Consider the following 15,443-nt stretch of genomic DNA (forward strand, 5'->3'; position numbering starts at 1 on the left):
CAGTCAAAGTGCTAAAAATAGATTAACTTGCTTTAAACCGTAAACACTTGAGGCTGCTTTGCTCATCAATGTCTTTAAATTCAGGTGGGTTTTGTAAACGTTCAACAAATGTGAGGGTTGGTGCCTCTCTGGTCATTTCATCAATCAGAAATTGGCTTGAAACATCGGGAGAATTCACACACGCCAACACTTGGGCATTTGGCGTAAGTAACTCAGGAAGCTTTCTTAAAATACGTTGATAGTCTTTGGTCAATGCAAAGCTGCCTTTTTGAAAGCTTGGCGGATCAATTACGATAAGGTCGTACGGCCCATATTTACGCACTTTTCCCCAAGATTTGAATAAATCATGGCCTAAAAAAGACACCTTACTGAGGTCGTGTTCATTGAGTTGATGGTTGACTCGGCCTTGCTTGAGCGCCGCTTTTGCCATATCTAGATTCACAACATGGGCAGCACCGCCCGCAATCGCCGCAACAGAAAACCCACAAGTATAAGAAAACAGATTAAGTACCCGAGCCCCCGCAGACTGAGTTTTAACAAACTCACGACCCAAACGCATATCTAAAAACAGTCCCATGTTCTGCTTTACGCCAAGCTTTAGGCCATATTTAAGTCCATTTTCTTCAACGATAGGCATAGCAGTTAATTCACCATACAAGATCTCGAGATCTGAGTCAGGCAAATAACGATGTTGCAGCAAAATAGCAGAGAGTTTTCCGTTAAATGCTTCTGTCTCCACAAGTGATAATAGTGCTTGCTTTAACGACGCAATAAGGTCAACGTCGTGCTCCTTGAATAAAGAGACTAAGAGCTGACCTTGTAACCAATCTACTGTGATTTGTTCAAGCCCTTCATAGCAACGACCACGTCCATGAAATAGACGCCTAAGCTCGTTTGGTACTGCTTGGGTTTGCAGATGATTAAGGAGGGTCGATACAGGGTTTATTGCTGTCATGTCAGTGTCTGGTTATGCGTAAAGTTCGGCATTTTACTTGTTACTTCACAGCAAAAGCAAATGGTTAAGGCCTGCTTATCTTTCACGTTTATTTTTAGCAACAAAGGAAACCAGTCTTATGGACGCCACAACATCGTTGTTGCCCCGCTAAAACCGATTAACCAATTGAGATAAGAAAAATCTTCGTGATGGGAGGCAACAAAGCCCATTCTCATATAAAGCTTTTTTGCTTGGGGGTTAGAATCAATTACATCAAGTCGTAAAGCGTGAAACCCGCTTTGTTTGGTGTAGCGCTGCAGTGCCACTAGAAGCGCAGTGCCAACACCTTGTCCTCTGACCGATTTTGCAACAGCGATGCCGTCCATCACTACTTCATTGGGCGCAGGCTTTCGCTCAAATAGGGTAAACACCGCTGCGGCTTTAACCCCGCCTAGCAAGCCTAATTCATCAATGAGTCCAGTAAAGCCCATATTCGATGTAAAACCGCCTTTGCCATATTGAAAGCCCGCAACCCCCACTAACTTGCCGTCTGCAAAGGCAGCAAAAGAGTATTCTGAGATGAAGCTCTTCGCGATAATAGTGATCAGCTTATTGCGATCCGGCACTGCAGCTTTGAATTTGCTACCAAACGCGTCTACATAAAGCTCAGCAGCCGCTTGTGCATACTCAATGTCCCATCCTTGTGTTATTTCTATTTCCATACTTTACCTCAAGCTAACGTATCGACTTCAATATTAGGTCAAAATTAGCTTAGGTATGAAGTTCGAATTTGTAAAAAATTCGAGTCGATTATGCATGTAACTTAATTGTTAGTTTGCGCCATACACGTTCAACGGGTCCCACTTTAAAGAATCGCCCGTAAATCACATTCAATAGCAGCTGCACTGCCATAATAACAAGCCATAAGAGCAAGAGCTCACTGCGACTTAGCGTATTATGTAATCCAAAGCCATAAAATATCACCACCAATAACAGTGACTGTCCAATGTAATTGCTCAGCGCAAATCGACCCACTTGATTTATCGCCTCAAGGGGTTTGAAGCGATGCAACCAACGGTTATATAGTAAAGACAACAAAACCAAGTAAACAATCGCTTGCAGCTCCCGGTTAAGTACAATGATCATTTGTTTAGCGTAAGACAACACTGGGATATGTGAACTTTGCAGCCAATGAAAATAACGAGCTTGAGTGGCATAACACGACACCGCAATCAAGCAAAGCAGTGCCACAACCACAAATGGGCTCAGTTTAGTCTTTGAAAACAATCCCCATTGAAACAGCTGCGAGCCTATCAGCATCATCATTAACGTGGACCAAAAAATACTTGAATAAAACAGCTTACCTGTGTGGACCTGCGGGCTGTCAAAGTTTTCCTGCCAATACTCAGTTAAGCTTGGCATTTCTTCCAAAGTACGATGGATGGGTGTCCGTGGTTCGGTTTTATTCTGCCACCGATTAATCACTTTTTGCTGGTCTCGTGTGCGAGACGCTTCGTCCACATTGAGTGCTGCTTGGTAAGCATCGTATTGGGCGATGGTGCGCTCTGCTCTGCCAAAACCTGCAACTAATATAAACGCCAAACAAATTACTATGCTGCCTTTGATGGCCCGGGTGCCAAGTAATATGACGGTGGTGGCAATCATTCCTATCACGGCATAGTGATAGAGAATGTCGCCACTCCAAATACAATAAGCATGAACAAGACCGAGTATAAATAAAGCCACTAGCCTTGCCGCACTTAATTTAATAGCAAATTCAAATGGCTGTTTTTGAAGAATAATCGTAAGGCCAGCGCCAAATAACATCGCCAGCAGCCCGTAAAACTTGCCCTGAGCAAACACGTACACCCAGTACCTTACCTCACTGTCTATATCTGTCATAAAGCCATATTGGTAACTGCCCCATGGATTGGGATAGGCAAAGCTTTCGATGTTGATAAGTAAAATACACAGAATTGCTACCCCGCGAATAAAGTCGAGGCTGTTAAGACGATTTTTTTCAGCACTAGTCATCAGAGCTACCCATGCTGCCCGACTGTCCATCATGGTGAGCAAGCTTTGTATTTTCGCTATCGAGCAGTGTGGTAATTTGTGCAACCTGCGCGCTAAATTCATCAAATTGCGTGTCACTTAGCTTAGTGTTTTTTGGTTGTTTTAGGGTGAGTGGATTGATGGCTTTTCCGTCTTTATGCACTTCATAATGTAAGTGACGCGCCTGCGACAGGCCGGTATTACCAAGGTAGCCAATCACATCGCCTTGCTTTACTCTCGTCCCATTTTTGAGGCCGTTCGCAAAGCCATTTAAGTGAGCATAAAGTGTTTGATAGCCTTTGCCGTGATCTAACACTACGCGATTACCAAAGCCGCCGCCCCACCCAGCTTTGAGTACTTTTCCAGAACCCGCAGCCATAATAGGCGTACCAACAGGCGCACCAAAATCGATCCCTTTGTGCATTCGGGTGTAGCCCAATACCGGGTGATGACGTTTACCGAAGTTTGACGATAACCGAGCACCGTTAAGCGGAGTTTTCATTAAAAAGCTTTGCGCGAGGGTACCATCTGGGTGGTAGAAAGCGGTCGTTCCGCCATTATCAGTAAACCGGTATAAGCGGTATTTTTCTTTTCCTGAAAGTAGCGCAACATGTTGTAATTCTAAAGGTTTGGAGATTTGCTTGAGTATATCTTCGGCTGCCACAAGCTGCTGTTCTTGAAATACAAAATCAATTTGATCGCCGGCATATACTTCTCTTTGAAAATCGACAAGGTGAGATAAGGCCACGATACTTTGATTGATAATATCATTGGGCACCCCGATTTTGCTGGCGTCCACAAAAAAACTAGAATCTATGCTTGTCGATAAACGCTTTGTTTGCGTGACGGTTTCAAGCTCACTTAGCGATGCATGCCACTGTTCATCCGCTCTTTTAATCTCAATAACCTGTGCAAATGCATATTCAAAGCGGATCAGCTGTACTTGTCCGTCTACAAGCTCTGCTTCTATTAACTGTCCAGCCTTGAGCTTAGTCAGTGATGTCCACGTACTCACGGCTTGTTCCACCAGCCAACTATCGCGGTCACTGAATGCAAACTCACTTAAAAGATTCGCTAAACTCTCACCCGATTTAAGTTCAAGTAAACGAATATCTTGAACTGGCTTTAGCTCCTCTGTGATTTGGATTTGGGCCGTGACTGAGTCTTCAGCGGATCTATTGAGTACAACAACTTGACCTTGTTCTGCTTGTACCGACACAAGCGTATTCTCTTGCGCTTTATTGACCGAATGAGTCTGCTCGGGTTGTTTCGAGCAGCCAAAAGTTGCCATCATTGCAATGGCGATAGAAAGCTTTTTAATCATGTTAATTTTCCAATAAGGTCAGCGGATCAATGCGCGTGTTGTTATGCAGAGCTTCTAGATGTAGATGTGGACCAGTGACTCGACCGGTTTCACCTATGGTACCGATCACTTCTCCTTGCGATACTTGCTCACCCACTTCAACATCAATGCTATCAAGGTGTGCGTAGAGACTTTGATAACCATTGTCATGATGGATCAACACCACTTTACCGTAATTCTCAGGCAAGGTTTTATCATCAGCAATCGTGACCGTACCGCTGGCAACCGCCATCGCAGGTTCACCAACGCCGCCAGCTAAATCCAGTCCTTGATGTGCTTTATTGTGACGAAAGTTCGATATATGCCCAAACCTTGATGTTATTTCAGGTGTGACGACCGGGTATGTCCATGTTTTACTGACCATCGCCGTTCCCATTGTCCATTGAATATTGCCATAGGCTAAACCTGAACTAAGCAACACAAAAAACCCTATCAACGCAAGGTTACTGGGCTTCTTTTTAGATTTAAGAATAACGCTAAAACGCTTTTTATAATCATCTAAAGTCAATGAGTTAGATGTAAAATTTGCTGTCATATTCATCGTTTTCGGCGGAGCAGCAGCCCGTTTTAAAGAGTTCATTAATGCTTTGCTATAAGCCAAAGGCTCAAGGCCGTGCTTCGCTATCGTCACCTCATCACAGCGATATTCCATCGCTCGAATAAAGCCCTGTTCCATTTTTGCAATAAACGGATTAAACCAAGCAAGCGTCGCGAGTATTCGCCAAATTACGACGGCAATGTGATCGCCTTTATCTATGTGGGTTAACTCATGCAGAATAAGTGCTTGCTGTTCTGCCTCTGGTAGCGTGTCAAATTCCACCGGCAAATACACTTTAGGTTGCCACAGTCCGAACACAAAAGGAGAGCAAGTAATTGGCAATTGATAGCAACTCGGTGCGCCGAGCTTTATTTTTGAGGCGGTGCTACAGAGGCGTTTTACTCGCCAATACTGTCGCCCAAGTACCAAAAGATGAGCGATTAGCCCAACGCAATAGACCATAAATACAGCCATAAGCGTCAGGTTTAGCCAGTCAGACGCAACTTGAGTACGCTTCGTCATCGCCAGCAGCGGCTCTGCAAATTGTTGTAAATTGGCATTAAACAATATGGCTGGAATCGCGTTGTGTTGCCCCATGTGTTCAAGTGGGATCCAAGGCACAAAAGTCACTGCCAGCACGCCCCACCAAAGTCCTTTATTCTGTACATACCGAGCGGAAAATTTCACTCCAAGCGCGTACGTTAAGCCACTAAGCGCCACCCACAGCAAGACCGAAAGTAATATTAGTTCCATACCCTACTCTTTATCACCTTGCGTCTTAGCTAACTCATCTAACATGGCTTCCAATTCATCTAATTCATCCGCTGCAATTAACTTACTATCTGAAAACATAGCGACTGGAAGTGGTTCATCCAACTCCATGATTTGCTTTGCAAACTCTTGAGCATAAAGTGCGAGAGTCGGTACTTTAGCAAGCACAGCTGAGTATATTTTTTTGTTGCCTTGCATTTGCTCGGTGAGATAACCCTTTTCACACATTCTCTCAAGGGTTTTTCGAGTTGATGAGTAGCTCCAGCTGAGCTTTGATCCTATTTCTGTATGAATTTCTTTGCCCGTTCTTGGCTGTTCACGCCAAAGGCTCTTTAAAACGATTAGTTCGGTTGAGTTTGGTTTCATTGTTTTTCTCACAACTGCGACATATGTCACACGTTAACAAACAAAAAAGTGCGACACAAGTCGCATGTTGTGCTTTTTTAATTTTCACCACGAAAAATGGCGACATTATCAACAGCACTTATACTTCAAGTTGATATGCAAAAAATGAGTTATCTGTAGTGCTAGAGCTAATTAATATTCGCCATAAACTATGGCTGCTAATTGTATTTCCCGTCATCGCGCTTGCCTTACTGCTTGGATATGCTTTTAACCGTTACGCTCACCTTGAGTCAGAAGTAGAATCTCTATACGCCGATCGTGTTGTGCCGCTTATTCAAATAAAAAAAGTATCAGATCACGGTGCGATTCAAATTGTCGACATACTTCATAAGTATCGTGCAGGACTGGTCTCCAAAGACGAGGTGCTAATGCAAATAGCAGATGCTACTCGGGTCATGAACAACGTGTGGCAAAGCTATCTAAACACTTATTTGGTGACGGCGGAGCAAGTCAAGGTCGAACTCATTGAGTTCCAAATGCAGGCCGTATTTACGCATATTGCCACAATCCAAAGCGCGATAGATCAAGGGACATTTTTAGCTATTCCGCAAAATCAGTTTATTACCGCACTCTATGAAAAGTTCGATCCGTTAACTGCATCATTACAAGCACTCACCAAGGTACAAAATGATGTCGCACTCGGTATTGTGGAGCAAACCGAGCAACAATTTAGCCAACTAAAGTTGTTGCTCATTACTTTTTCTGTGATTGTATTGGTGAGCTTAATTGCCGTTGGCTTCGCCTTATACCGCTCTATTCAACATCCAATCGATCATATTCGCTCGCAAATTAACCACATTATTGAGAGCTCGAGTCTCGAAAAACGTATCGACATTGATAATCACAATGAATTGACTGATGTTAGCCTTGCCATCAACCAGCTCCTTAGCCACATCCATGTGATCCACCAGCAACTGGTAGAGGCGGAAAAATTATCGAGCCTAGGTAGTTTAGTTTCAGGATTGGCTCACGAGGTAAATACCCCACTTGGCGTCTCAATTACCGCGGTGTCGTCCTGCCAAGAACAAGTGGATGTGATGGAAACAGGCATGAAAGCGCAGCGTTTATCGCACGCTGAGTTTTTAGAAATTATGGCAGCATTGGATTCTGGGTTGTCTATCGCAGAGCGAAATCTCGGCAAAACGGCAAAGCTAGTACAAGAGTTCAAGAATATCTCTGCAGAGCAAGAAACTGACGTCGAGCAACTTGTCGACCTAGAAGCCGTTATTCGCGATTATTGCGAACAAACGGCACGTTTCCAGTTAAAGATGCGCGTTGAATTTAGCGCAACAGGAAAACTGGAACAACTGGTCAAAATCAACGTTAATGCGCTACAGCAAACCTTATTACAACTGCTTGAGAATGCCCGAATTCACGGCTATAGCGATGATATTAATACCCAGCCCTTTGCTGCTGTTCGTTTAGAGATCACTGACAATAAAATATTTATTCGAGTTAAAGACGAAGGCATCGGTATGAGTAATGAGGTCCTAAACCGGATCTTCGAGCCCTTTTACACCACAGCTCGCCAACATGGTCATGCCGGGCTTGGACTTTCCGTCACCTATAATCTCGTAAAAAAACATTTAGAAGGTGACTTAAAAGTCAATTCCAAAGCCGGAAATGGCACCACTTTTACCATCTTGTTGGCGAACAAAACGTTGGCACAAACCGCCTAACCAACTTGTGCCCTAATAGCATACTTAACGAGTGACAAAACCTCCGTTAACAAACAAAGTTTGCCCAGTCGTCCAGCGTGATTGCTCCGACGCAAGATAAAGCACCGCAGGAGTAATATCGTCTACTTGCCCTAGCCGGTTCATTACACTTGCAGACTGCAAATAATTAACGGTTTGCTCGTTTTCTTCGCCACGGAAAAAGTCTGTGTCAATTGGACCTGGTGCAATAGTATTGACGGTCACTCCTCGATGTCCGATTTCCTTTGCCAGCGCACGAGTGAAATGCTCAAGTGGTGCTTTTGAGCCAGCATAGAGTGCATAATTTCCAGTAAATGCTGCCAGCAGCGAAGTGCCCATATTAATGATCCGACCATTATCACGAATATGTTTAGCGGCTTCTTGCATCACAAAAAATGCCCCTTTACAGTTGATCCCAAACAGCCTGTCAAAATCTTCCTCGCTATATTCAACAAACGGTTTTTTGCTGATAGTGCCGGCATTATTGATAACGATATCTACGCCGCCAAACTCACTAATAATATGCTCAAATATATTCATTACTTGCGCTTTATTGCTGACATCTCCGTGTACTAGCGTCGTCCTAACACCCAGCGCTTCAACTTCCTTCTGGGTTTCAAATGCTTGTAGTTTAGAATGGGCACTATGATAGTGAATAACAAGATCAGCGCCTTGCTTTGCCAGCGCAATAGCAAAATCCTTCCCCATATTTTTGGCTGACCCAGTGATAAACGCAACCTTACCTGTTAATTGCTTAGACATACCTATTTCTCCTACTTGAAATATTCAATCGACTTTTAGTGTAGCTAGGTGAAAGGGATACAGGTATAGTGATTTTAGTCATTTACTAATTGCATTTTTTACATCCGCTATGAAATCGATTACTGAAGAAGATTTATTTGTTCTTACCGTTGAATCTGGCAGCCTCAAATCTGCGGCTGAGGTGATAGGTACCGATCCGTCCTCGGTAAGCCGAAAGCTCGCAAACTTAGAAAGTCGATTAGGAGTAAAACTTTTACAGCGCTCCACTAAACAAACAGCCGCAACTGAGGTTGGGCTTGAGTACTATAAAGGCGTAAAGCAATTACTTGATGAAAAAAGGGAATTAGAAGAGTCGATTTCAGGCACCTCAGCACTGCCTTCTGGAACATTGAGGGTTGCAGCCCCACACGACTTCGCCGAGCGCTTCATTGCACCTGTGGTACAAACCATGATAACCACCTATCCAGAGCTCAATATCGAGTTACTGCTCGGCAGTCATTTTGAAGATCTCAAGGCTAAACAAATCGATATTGCAATTAGGATTGGCAAACTGGATGACTCCTCCTTGATCTGCCGACAACTAGGTCATGTACCACGGGTCTTGGTGGCCTCTAAATCGTATATTGAACGCATGGGGCAACCACAACGCTTTAGCGATTTAAGCAAACTGGACTTTATCTTTTACAATAAACCTAAACTTGATAATCAGCTCATTCTCGGTAAAGGCCTGCACCGTGAAGCCGTAGCGGTAAGTGGTAAACTCATCGCCAACAGTGTTGCAGTGCTAAAAAATTGGGTAAATGCTGGCCTTGGTGTGCATTACGGGCCGCTATGGGCATTTAAAGATGAATTAGCTATAGGCAGTTGTGTACAGCTACTACCTGAACTACACGATGAAAGCTATCCTATTCACGCGCTGTACTTGTCGAAGCAATATACTCCCGCAAAGGTACGGGAGTTTGTTGAGCTATTAACTTCAACCTATCAGCAATACCGCTTCGATTGAATCAAACTAACCTATTTCAAACGAAGTTACCCCGAACACTCGCGTTAATGGCAAGTCTGGGCGTTCAGCGGTGTACATTCTTGCGGTTTCAAAAGAAAGTGACATCTTGTACTTTTGTGCAAGCGCAACAGCAGCTGCATTTACTTCTGGCACATCCAAATAAATGGCCTCAGTTGCTGATACCTTGGACCTAAGCGCTAAGAAGAGTGTTTCTGCAAGTTCTACGTTATCAGCGTAAAGAGGGCCTATTTTATAGCCGACGTGACAAGGACGGATCACACCTATGGCTACAAGTGTGTCATCCTGTTTAATGCCTAAAGCGTGGCAGTTTGGCTGGTTAATCCAAGCGTCAACAAAGACTACTCTTTTGGCTGGGAAAAACACACTGTCGTAAGCAATGACCTCTTCTATCGGTAATCTTTCAAGTGCCACTAAGTTTGTGCAATCAGGCGTTTCGCCGCCACCCACTCCTTCGTAGCGAATATTACGATAGGCGAGCTTAAAACCCGATTTTTTGTAATTCTCTTGCTGCGCGACCACTCCATCCAGTGCGACGTTAGAACCAGCTAAATATTGAAGTCCAGCCTGCCACATCTGCATCCCATAACCCTGACCTCGATATTCTGGTTTAACAATATAAAAGCCTAAAAAACAAAATGAATCATCGTACTTAACCACCGAAATCGAAGCGATAGGTTCATCGCCAAGATAGCCAATTAAAAAGCCATTTGGATCGGCTTGATAGTAGCACCGTGCGTCGCTAAGCCCAGGGTTCCACCCTTCTTGCAGAGCCCACTTTGCTGCAATTTCTAATTCAGTTAAGTTCATTACTTTTATATTGAATATTCTATTTTCCATGGCGTATCTACTTTCCTCACCTGATTTAGTTTGTATTATAGCGGACAATCCTGCACTGCAATGGCCCTATCATAGGCATAATAAGTCTCAAATTTGGAGCAAATATAAAGGACAGGCACACTAACGCCCGAACAATTATTATCACTGATTGATTTTCCACACGCCTCGCTATATGGTGTGCACCAAATACGAGCCTAACGTATTAATTACCAAAAAATAAATCATAAAAAGGAGTTGTTTTATGGCCCTCTACATTAAAGATTCGGCGGTCGCATGTCCTGCGGAAAAAGTGTTGCAAGCTACAGGCTTTTACAAGCCATTCCCGAGCACCCAAGATGTCGCGTTTAATGACACTCAGCTATTACCAATAGGACTACTTGCATATTCAAAGTTAGACGTAAACAGCGATGATAATGTACTTATCGCATTACCGATTTCTATGGAGATTTTTGATGGCGACCTTCCTTATATTTCCTACTCACTGACAGACATTGGGTGGCAAGTTGACGCTCACAATGTTGACAACCTAAGTGAAGATAAGGAGGATTTTGAAGACTATAGCGAATACCATCAGCAAGCAGCCAGCTTCTACGCCAAACATCAACGACTTAACTACTCTCTTGACGAAAACGAAGAAAGCGACCCGCTCTTTGAATTAGGTGGCCAACCCATACTTGGTTGCAATTGGGACGCCTATTTGTGGGATGAAGAAGGTGATGATGAAACGCGCTATTTTGACGCTATGGAAGAGCAAAGTGGCGAGAATTACAGCCACTACTCCACTCGTGAAATTGGCTTTTTTGATGAAGAACACGGTGTAGATTTTACTTACCTTGGTACCTTCTGCTTCTCTACTTATTTTGAAGGCGGTGGTGAAGGGATTGTTTTTTATAGCGCTAAACACAAGAGAGTATTGGTTATCGCCGAGTTTTCTTAAGTTCAATTAAATTCTCTCAAGGCACGATAACAGAAGTCACCGTGCCTTTTCAAACTATGTTGGGTCAGGTCAACAACAACCCTAAGCAAACTTTAAGTGAACCGATACACCCGTTTCGCCACTTTCAATCATCACCTCCACAGAAAACTTCTCACAAAGACGCTTTACTAGCGATAACCCAATGCCTGTGCCTGAACTATTGGGACCGCGCATTCCAGACTCAAAGGCTTGCTCGTTTGCCGTAAAGATCTCTGGTAACCCTTGCCCATTATCCGCAATTGTTAGTTTATTATCTCTGTAACGAATATGAATTTGCTCACCTTGGCTATGATGTACAGCGTTCTGTAACAGGTTTTGCACTACCAATCTTAGCTCCTGCGCGGCCATAGGAACAAATACATTGCCGGGTAAGTCAATACTTAGGGCTTTATGCTCAAACAGCACTTGGTTATTAATAATGCAAGCTTCAATCACAGATTGTAAATTAGTCTGCTCCGGTGTATCGGCTTTTTCCCGGGCAAGGGCAAGTAGCGCCTCTAGTGTTAGCTGCATCTGCTGGTCAGACTCCGCTATCCTTGCCACCAGCTCTTGCTGTTTACTGTTTAACTCGGTGTGGTTGAGTAAACTAACCGCCCCTTGGGAAATGGTGACTGGTGTTCTCAATTCATGGGAAATATCTCTGGTAAATTGGCGTTCACGCTCAACGAATGCTCGAATACGAGCAAGGGCTGATTCAAGCGTTTGTGCAAATTTACCAATTTCATTTTGCGAAAACTGAGATGCAAAATTGGTCGGGAGGTTTTCAACGGGACTTGCCTCTACAATTACCATTAGCTCATCCAAAGGTTTAAGTAATTTTTTTGCCAGCTTTACCGTACCGAGCGCTAGCAATAGCGCTATTACTAATCCAATCGCCAATAAGGTCAGTGAAAAACCAAGCATCAAGCCTCGAAGTTCGCGTACCACAAGATGGCCGCTTACTTCAGCAAGCAATATACCTTGTTCACGGTCATGCTTGTTTAGAAAGGTGATATGATAATGTTTACCCGCCTCGGCACTAAACTCTTTGCGGTTTGGTTCCTCAGCGAGTAGCGTTCTTACTACCGAGGGTAAAGTGTCGGTTGTCGGATGAAACGTGACGAAGTCAAAATGCGGTTCTGGTGTCTCGTTATTGACGATTTGAAGCGCTATCTGCTTTCTTTCATCTTCTAAAATTTGATAAAAAAAGCTGTCTTCTATAATGTAGCTGAAAAGCAAAGTGATCAGTGAAAATAATATACTGAGCAGTACTACAATAGAGACAAAGTAGGTGATGATGCGGTTTCTTAGTTGTTTTGTTTTCATTTTTCTCAGTTGCAATTTCAGCTATAAATCCAGCACTAAGCCAACGCTGTGAATCGTTTTAATAATGGCAGTTGGAAATGGCTTATCTACCGCTTTACGTAATTGGTAGATATGTGACCGTAAAGAGTCCGAGTCAGTGCCCTCCTCGCCCCAAATACGCTCAACAAGCTCACTCTTTGATACCGCTCGAGGATAACTTTCCATCAAAATTTTAAGAATATTGAACAATATTGGTGGTAACACGAGTGCAGTCTCACCCCGCGTTACCGTTTGATTTTGGTAATTGAGCGTAACCTGTTTATCTGCGTTCCCCACGCTAAGTGTTCTTGCAGCAGGTGTGGGATTTAATCGGCAAGTTAATGCGCTGACTCGGGCTGCTAGCTCCTCTAGCGAAAAAGGTTTGGTGAGGTAATCATCCGCACCCTGCGCAAATCCTGCTAATTTATCGTCCAAAGTATCTCGAGCAGTTAACATGATGATGGGAATATGTCTGTCGGCTTGAAGCCTTAATCGCTGACAGACCCCAAGCCCTTCAATATCTGGCAGCATAATATCTAAAATAATACAGTCAAAATATTGCGTTAATGCAAGCTCACAACCCTGCTCTCCCGTATAAGCAAAGTCCAGATTATGTCCCTGCATATCGAAGTAATCGGCTATATTACTTGCAATCGCGGGGTTGTCTTCAATCACTAAAATATTGAGTTGTGAGCTTGCTTTCATTAATACCAGCCTTGTAGTTTTTTGTAGTAGCCTTCAGGCAAGAGATGCCCACCTTCAATGACTACATGATGTTTTTGCACACTCGCAATGGCTTCAAATAGTGCTTCATTTTCACGCTCGCTTGTGTATTCATCGTCATCTGCCGAGACCAACCACACCTTGGGAGAATCAACTGCCGTCGCAAAGTTTTTAATCGCCACTCGTGCCACCGCGTTAGTCAGGTAAGGCGGCACAATTGATAACACATTATCTACTCGTTTATCCAGTGCAGCTAAAATTAAACTGATTTGACCTCCCATGCTGTATCCTGCAACGCTGATTTGGTCTTGATCAAATTGCGGTTGGGTTGCAATCCAATCAAGCAGAACCCTGTGATCCTTTACCGAATCAATAACCATGTTTTCGTAGGGCTCGCGCTTGCCCCACCAATCTAAATCATGCATCACTTCAATAATATTATGATCAAGATTTTTACGCTTACCATGATTCCTCGAATCAATGGCAATCACAGCATACCCGTTTGCTAGTGCCATTTTGGTAAGTTCATCCGTTTGCTCGTATGTGTCGCGTCCTTTAAAGCTCTCTTGTATCCAGCGTACATCACTTCGACCCATACCGTGGACACCCACCATAACAGGCATTGGTTTGGTCGCGTCGTAATTACTTGGGTAGAGAATATGACCATTGACTTTATCGCCATCAAACGTTTTGTACTCAAGCGCAAAGTGATTGGCTTTTAATGGCGATAGCTTTACCTCCACCGCCTTTTGCTCATAGCTATATATTTGCGTTAATTCCTCTGGCGTAACGCTGTATGGCTTTAATCCAAATACTGCATACCAAACAGCGGCAACGCCCGCGATAATTCCAGTCACTACTAACATTGCTTTTCTCCAGTTTTGCTTAACCATAAACTTTCTCTTTTAGTGCAATCAAACTCTCCGCCGTACCGTGCTTTTTAAGCGCTGCTTCTATTGTGGATTTTGCGCCAGATATATCATTTAGTTTGAGCTGTGCATTTACTAGCGCTTCGTACAGCATGGGGTGTTCGATATCTGCGAGGGTTAATTGCATCAACTCAACGGCCACGGCAAGTTGATGAGCAGTTTGCGCATGCTGCGCTTGATATAAACCAGAGATCCCGAGCAACATAGGATCAAACGATGACTTATCCGCTAAATAACGCGCCTTCGCTTTACTGCTATCTGAAAAGAACTCTTCTACCAACAAGATACTTTCATCGTCTTTGAATCGCGGTAACTCGCTTACCGTCAGACCTAGCGCCGCAACCATCGCTTTGGCAGTATCTACCGTAGAAAAAGGGTTTTGCCCTGTGATCAATTGACCGTCAATACTGACCTGATTCAACATCAAACCGTCTTGCACAAACGATGCACCACGCTCAATGAGTTTATCTTCAAGTAGGAATGGAAACTGTTTGGTCCACTTTTTACCAAACGCTGCTTCTTCTTCGTTAGTAAAACCATTTACTCGCTTACCAGCGATTAAGTACTCGCCATTTTCAAGCTTTACATCCACCAATGCCGCAGGACCATGGCAAACCGCACCAATCACGCCGTTGTTAACGTAGATATCACGAATAATTGCCTGTAACGGCTTGGAGTCATGCAAGTCGAACATTGGGCCTTTGCCCCCAACCACAAACACAGCATCGTATTGCACGGGCTCTAACTCACTCAGTCTTTTAGTGTTTTTAAGCTGCGCCATCGCAGTCGTATCATTACTGTATGCTTGATTATAGGATTTGTTCTTATCGAACTTATCTGCCAACGGTTCACCGCCCTTCGGCGAGGCTAACGTGACTTTTACGCCATTTTGTTTGAACACGGCATACGCTTTACTGAGCTCGTCAAAGTCAAATCCAGGTTTGCTTAAGGTGCCATCAGCACCCATTTCGCCATAACTACTGAGCACCATGAGCACATGAGGTGTGTTTTTATCTTGTGCAACCGCATTGATTGAAGTTGCTGATAAGGCAGTAACGAGAGATAAGGTTAATAGTGATTTGTTCATCATCCTGTCCTCGGGCCTG

Annotated in this window: 15 protein-coding genes; 3 read left to right on the forward strand and 12 right to left on the reverse strand. The window is 43.8% G+C overall.

The window, feature by feature from the left end; genetic code table 11:
• Positions 1-22: 22 nt before the first annotated feature.
• The 6 genes from MHN32_RS02175 to MHN32_RS02200 all read right to left on the reverse strand — a co-directional run bounded on the left by MHN32_RS02175 (position 23) and on the right by MHN32_RS02200 (position 6,024).
• Complete coding sequence (locus tag MHN32_RS02175; protein WP_239420784.1) at positions 23-955, reverse strand: class I SAM-dependent methyltransferase; 933 nt, start codon at positions 953-955, stop codon at positions 23-25.
• A 116-nt stretch (positions 956-1,071) separates the two neighbouring features.
• Entirely contained in the window at positions 1,072-1,656 is a 585-nt protein-coding gene (locus MHN32_RS02180) for a GNAT family N-acetyltransferase (protein ID WP_010604556.1), read from the reverse strand.
• 88 nt (positions 1,657-1,744) lie between these two features.
• On the reverse strand, positions 1,745-2,968 hold the full coding sequence (locus tag MHN32_RS02185; RefSeq protein ID WP_239420785.1) for a DUF418 domain-containing protein: 1,224 nt from the start codon (positions 2,966-2,968) through the stop codon (positions 1,745-1,747).
• Positions 2,961-4,310 carry a M23 family metallopeptidase gene (locus tag MHN32_RS02190; protein WP_239420786.1) on the reverse strand — a complete coding sequence of 450 codons (1,350 nt, stop codon included), beginning with the start codon at positions 4,308-4,310 and terminating at the stop codon, positions 2,961-2,963. The genes MHN32_RS02185 and MHN32_RS02190 overlap by 8 nt, the downstream gene beginning before the upstream one ends.
• A gap of 1 nt (position 4,311) precedes the next feature.
• Entirely contained in the window at positions 4,312-5,640 is a 1,329-nt protein-coding gene (locus MHN32_RS02195; protein WP_239420787.1) for a M23/M56 family metallopeptidase, read from the reverse strand.
• A 3-nt stretch (positions 5,641-5,643) separates the two neighbouring features.
• Positions 5,644-6,024, reverse strand: coding sequence for a BlaI/MecI/CopY family transcriptional regulator (locus MHN32_RS02200; protein WP_239420788.1), 381 nt, complete (start codon positions 6,022-6,024; stop codon positions 5,644-5,646).
• A gap of 158 nt (positions 6,025-6,182) precedes the next feature.
• Between MHN32_RS02200 and MHN32_RS23820 the strand changes: the two genes are divergently transcribed.
• On the forward strand, positions 6,183-7,742 hold the full coding sequence (locus MHN32_RS23820) for an ATP-binding protein (RefSeq protein ID WP_239420789.1): 1,560 nt from the start codon (positions 6,183-6,185) through the stop codon (positions 7,740-7,742).
• A 24-nt stretch (positions 7,743-7,766) separates the two neighbouring features.
• Here MHN32_RS23820 and MHN32_RS02210 read toward each other — a convergent pair whose 3' ends face one another.
• Positions 7,767-8,522: an SDR family oxidoreductase gene (locus tag MHN32_RS02210; protein ID WP_010604550.1), complete on the reverse strand. Its 756-nt coding sequence runs from the start codon at positions 8,520-8,522 to the stop codon at positions 7,767-7,769.
• Between the two features lie 109 nt (positions 8,523-8,631).
• Between MHN32_RS02210 and MHN32_RS02215 the strand changes: the two genes are divergently transcribed.
• Complete coding sequence (locus MHN32_RS02215; RefSeq protein WP_010604549.1) at positions 8,632-9,528, forward strand: LysR family transcriptional regulator; 897 nt, start codon at positions 8,632-8,634, stop codon at positions 9,526-9,528.
• Between the two features lie 6 nt (positions 9,529-9,534).
• Here the strand turns inward: MHN32_RS02215 and MHN32_RS02220 are convergent, their stop codons facing one another.
• A complete protein-coding gene (locus tag MHN32_RS02220) occupies positions 9,535-10,386 on the reverse strand; it encodes a GNAT family N-acetyltransferase (protein WP_239420790.1) in 852 nt (283 codons plus the stop codon).
• A gap of 241 nt (positions 10,387-10,627) precedes the next feature.
• Between MHN32_RS02220 and MHN32_RS02225 the strand changes: the two genes are divergently transcribed.
• Positions 10,628-11,323: a hypothetical protein gene (locus MHN32_RS02225; RefSeq protein WP_239420791.1), complete on the forward strand. Its 696-nt coding sequence runs from the start codon at positions 10,628-10,630 to the stop codon at positions 11,321-11,323.
• Between the two features lie 81 nt (positions 11,324-11,404).
• Here MHN32_RS02225 and MHN32_RS02230 read toward each other — a convergent pair whose 3' ends face one another.
• From MHN32_RS02230 to MHN32_RS02245, 4 genes are read right to left on the reverse strand one after another with little or no spacing between them, the layout of a single operon-like run.
• Positions 11,405-12,667 carry a HAMP domain-containing sensor histidine kinase gene (locus MHN32_RS02230; RefSeq protein WP_239420792.1) on the reverse strand — a complete coding sequence of 421 codons (1,263 nt, stop codon included), beginning with the start codon at positions 12,665-12,667 and terminating at the stop codon, positions 11,405-11,407.
• A 21-nt stretch (positions 12,668-12,688) separates the two neighbouring features.
• Positions 12,689-13,390: a response regulator transcription factor gene (locus tag MHN32_RS02235; protein ID WP_239420793.1), complete on the reverse strand. Its 702-nt coding sequence runs from the start codon at positions 13,388-13,390 to the stop codon at positions 12,689-12,691.
• The gene (locus tag MHN32_RS02240; protein WP_239420794.1) at positions 13,390-14,301 is read right to left on the reverse strand and encodes an alpha/beta fold hydrolase; all 912 of its coding nucleotides are present in this window, start codon (positions 14,299-14,301) and stop codon (positions 13,390-13,392) included. Before MHN32_RS02240 ends, MHN32_RS02235 begins: the two co-directional genes overlap by 1 nt.
• Positions 14,294-15,427 (reverse strand): DJ-1/PfpI family protein, encoded by a 1,134-nt coding sequence (locus tag MHN32_RS02245; RefSeq protein WP_239420795.1) that lies wholly within the window; start codon positions 15,425-15,427, stop codon positions 14,294-14,296. Before MHN32_RS02245 ends, MHN32_RS02240 begins: the two co-directional genes overlap by 8 nt.
• Positions 15,428-15,443 lie beyond the last annotated feature (16 nt).

This window comes from Pseudoalteromonas sp. Of11M-6 (assembly GCF_022347905.1).
In the GTDB taxonomy this organism is placed as follows: Bacteria; Pseudomonadota; Gammaproteobacteria; order Enterobacterales; family Alteromonadaceae; genus Pseudoalteromonas.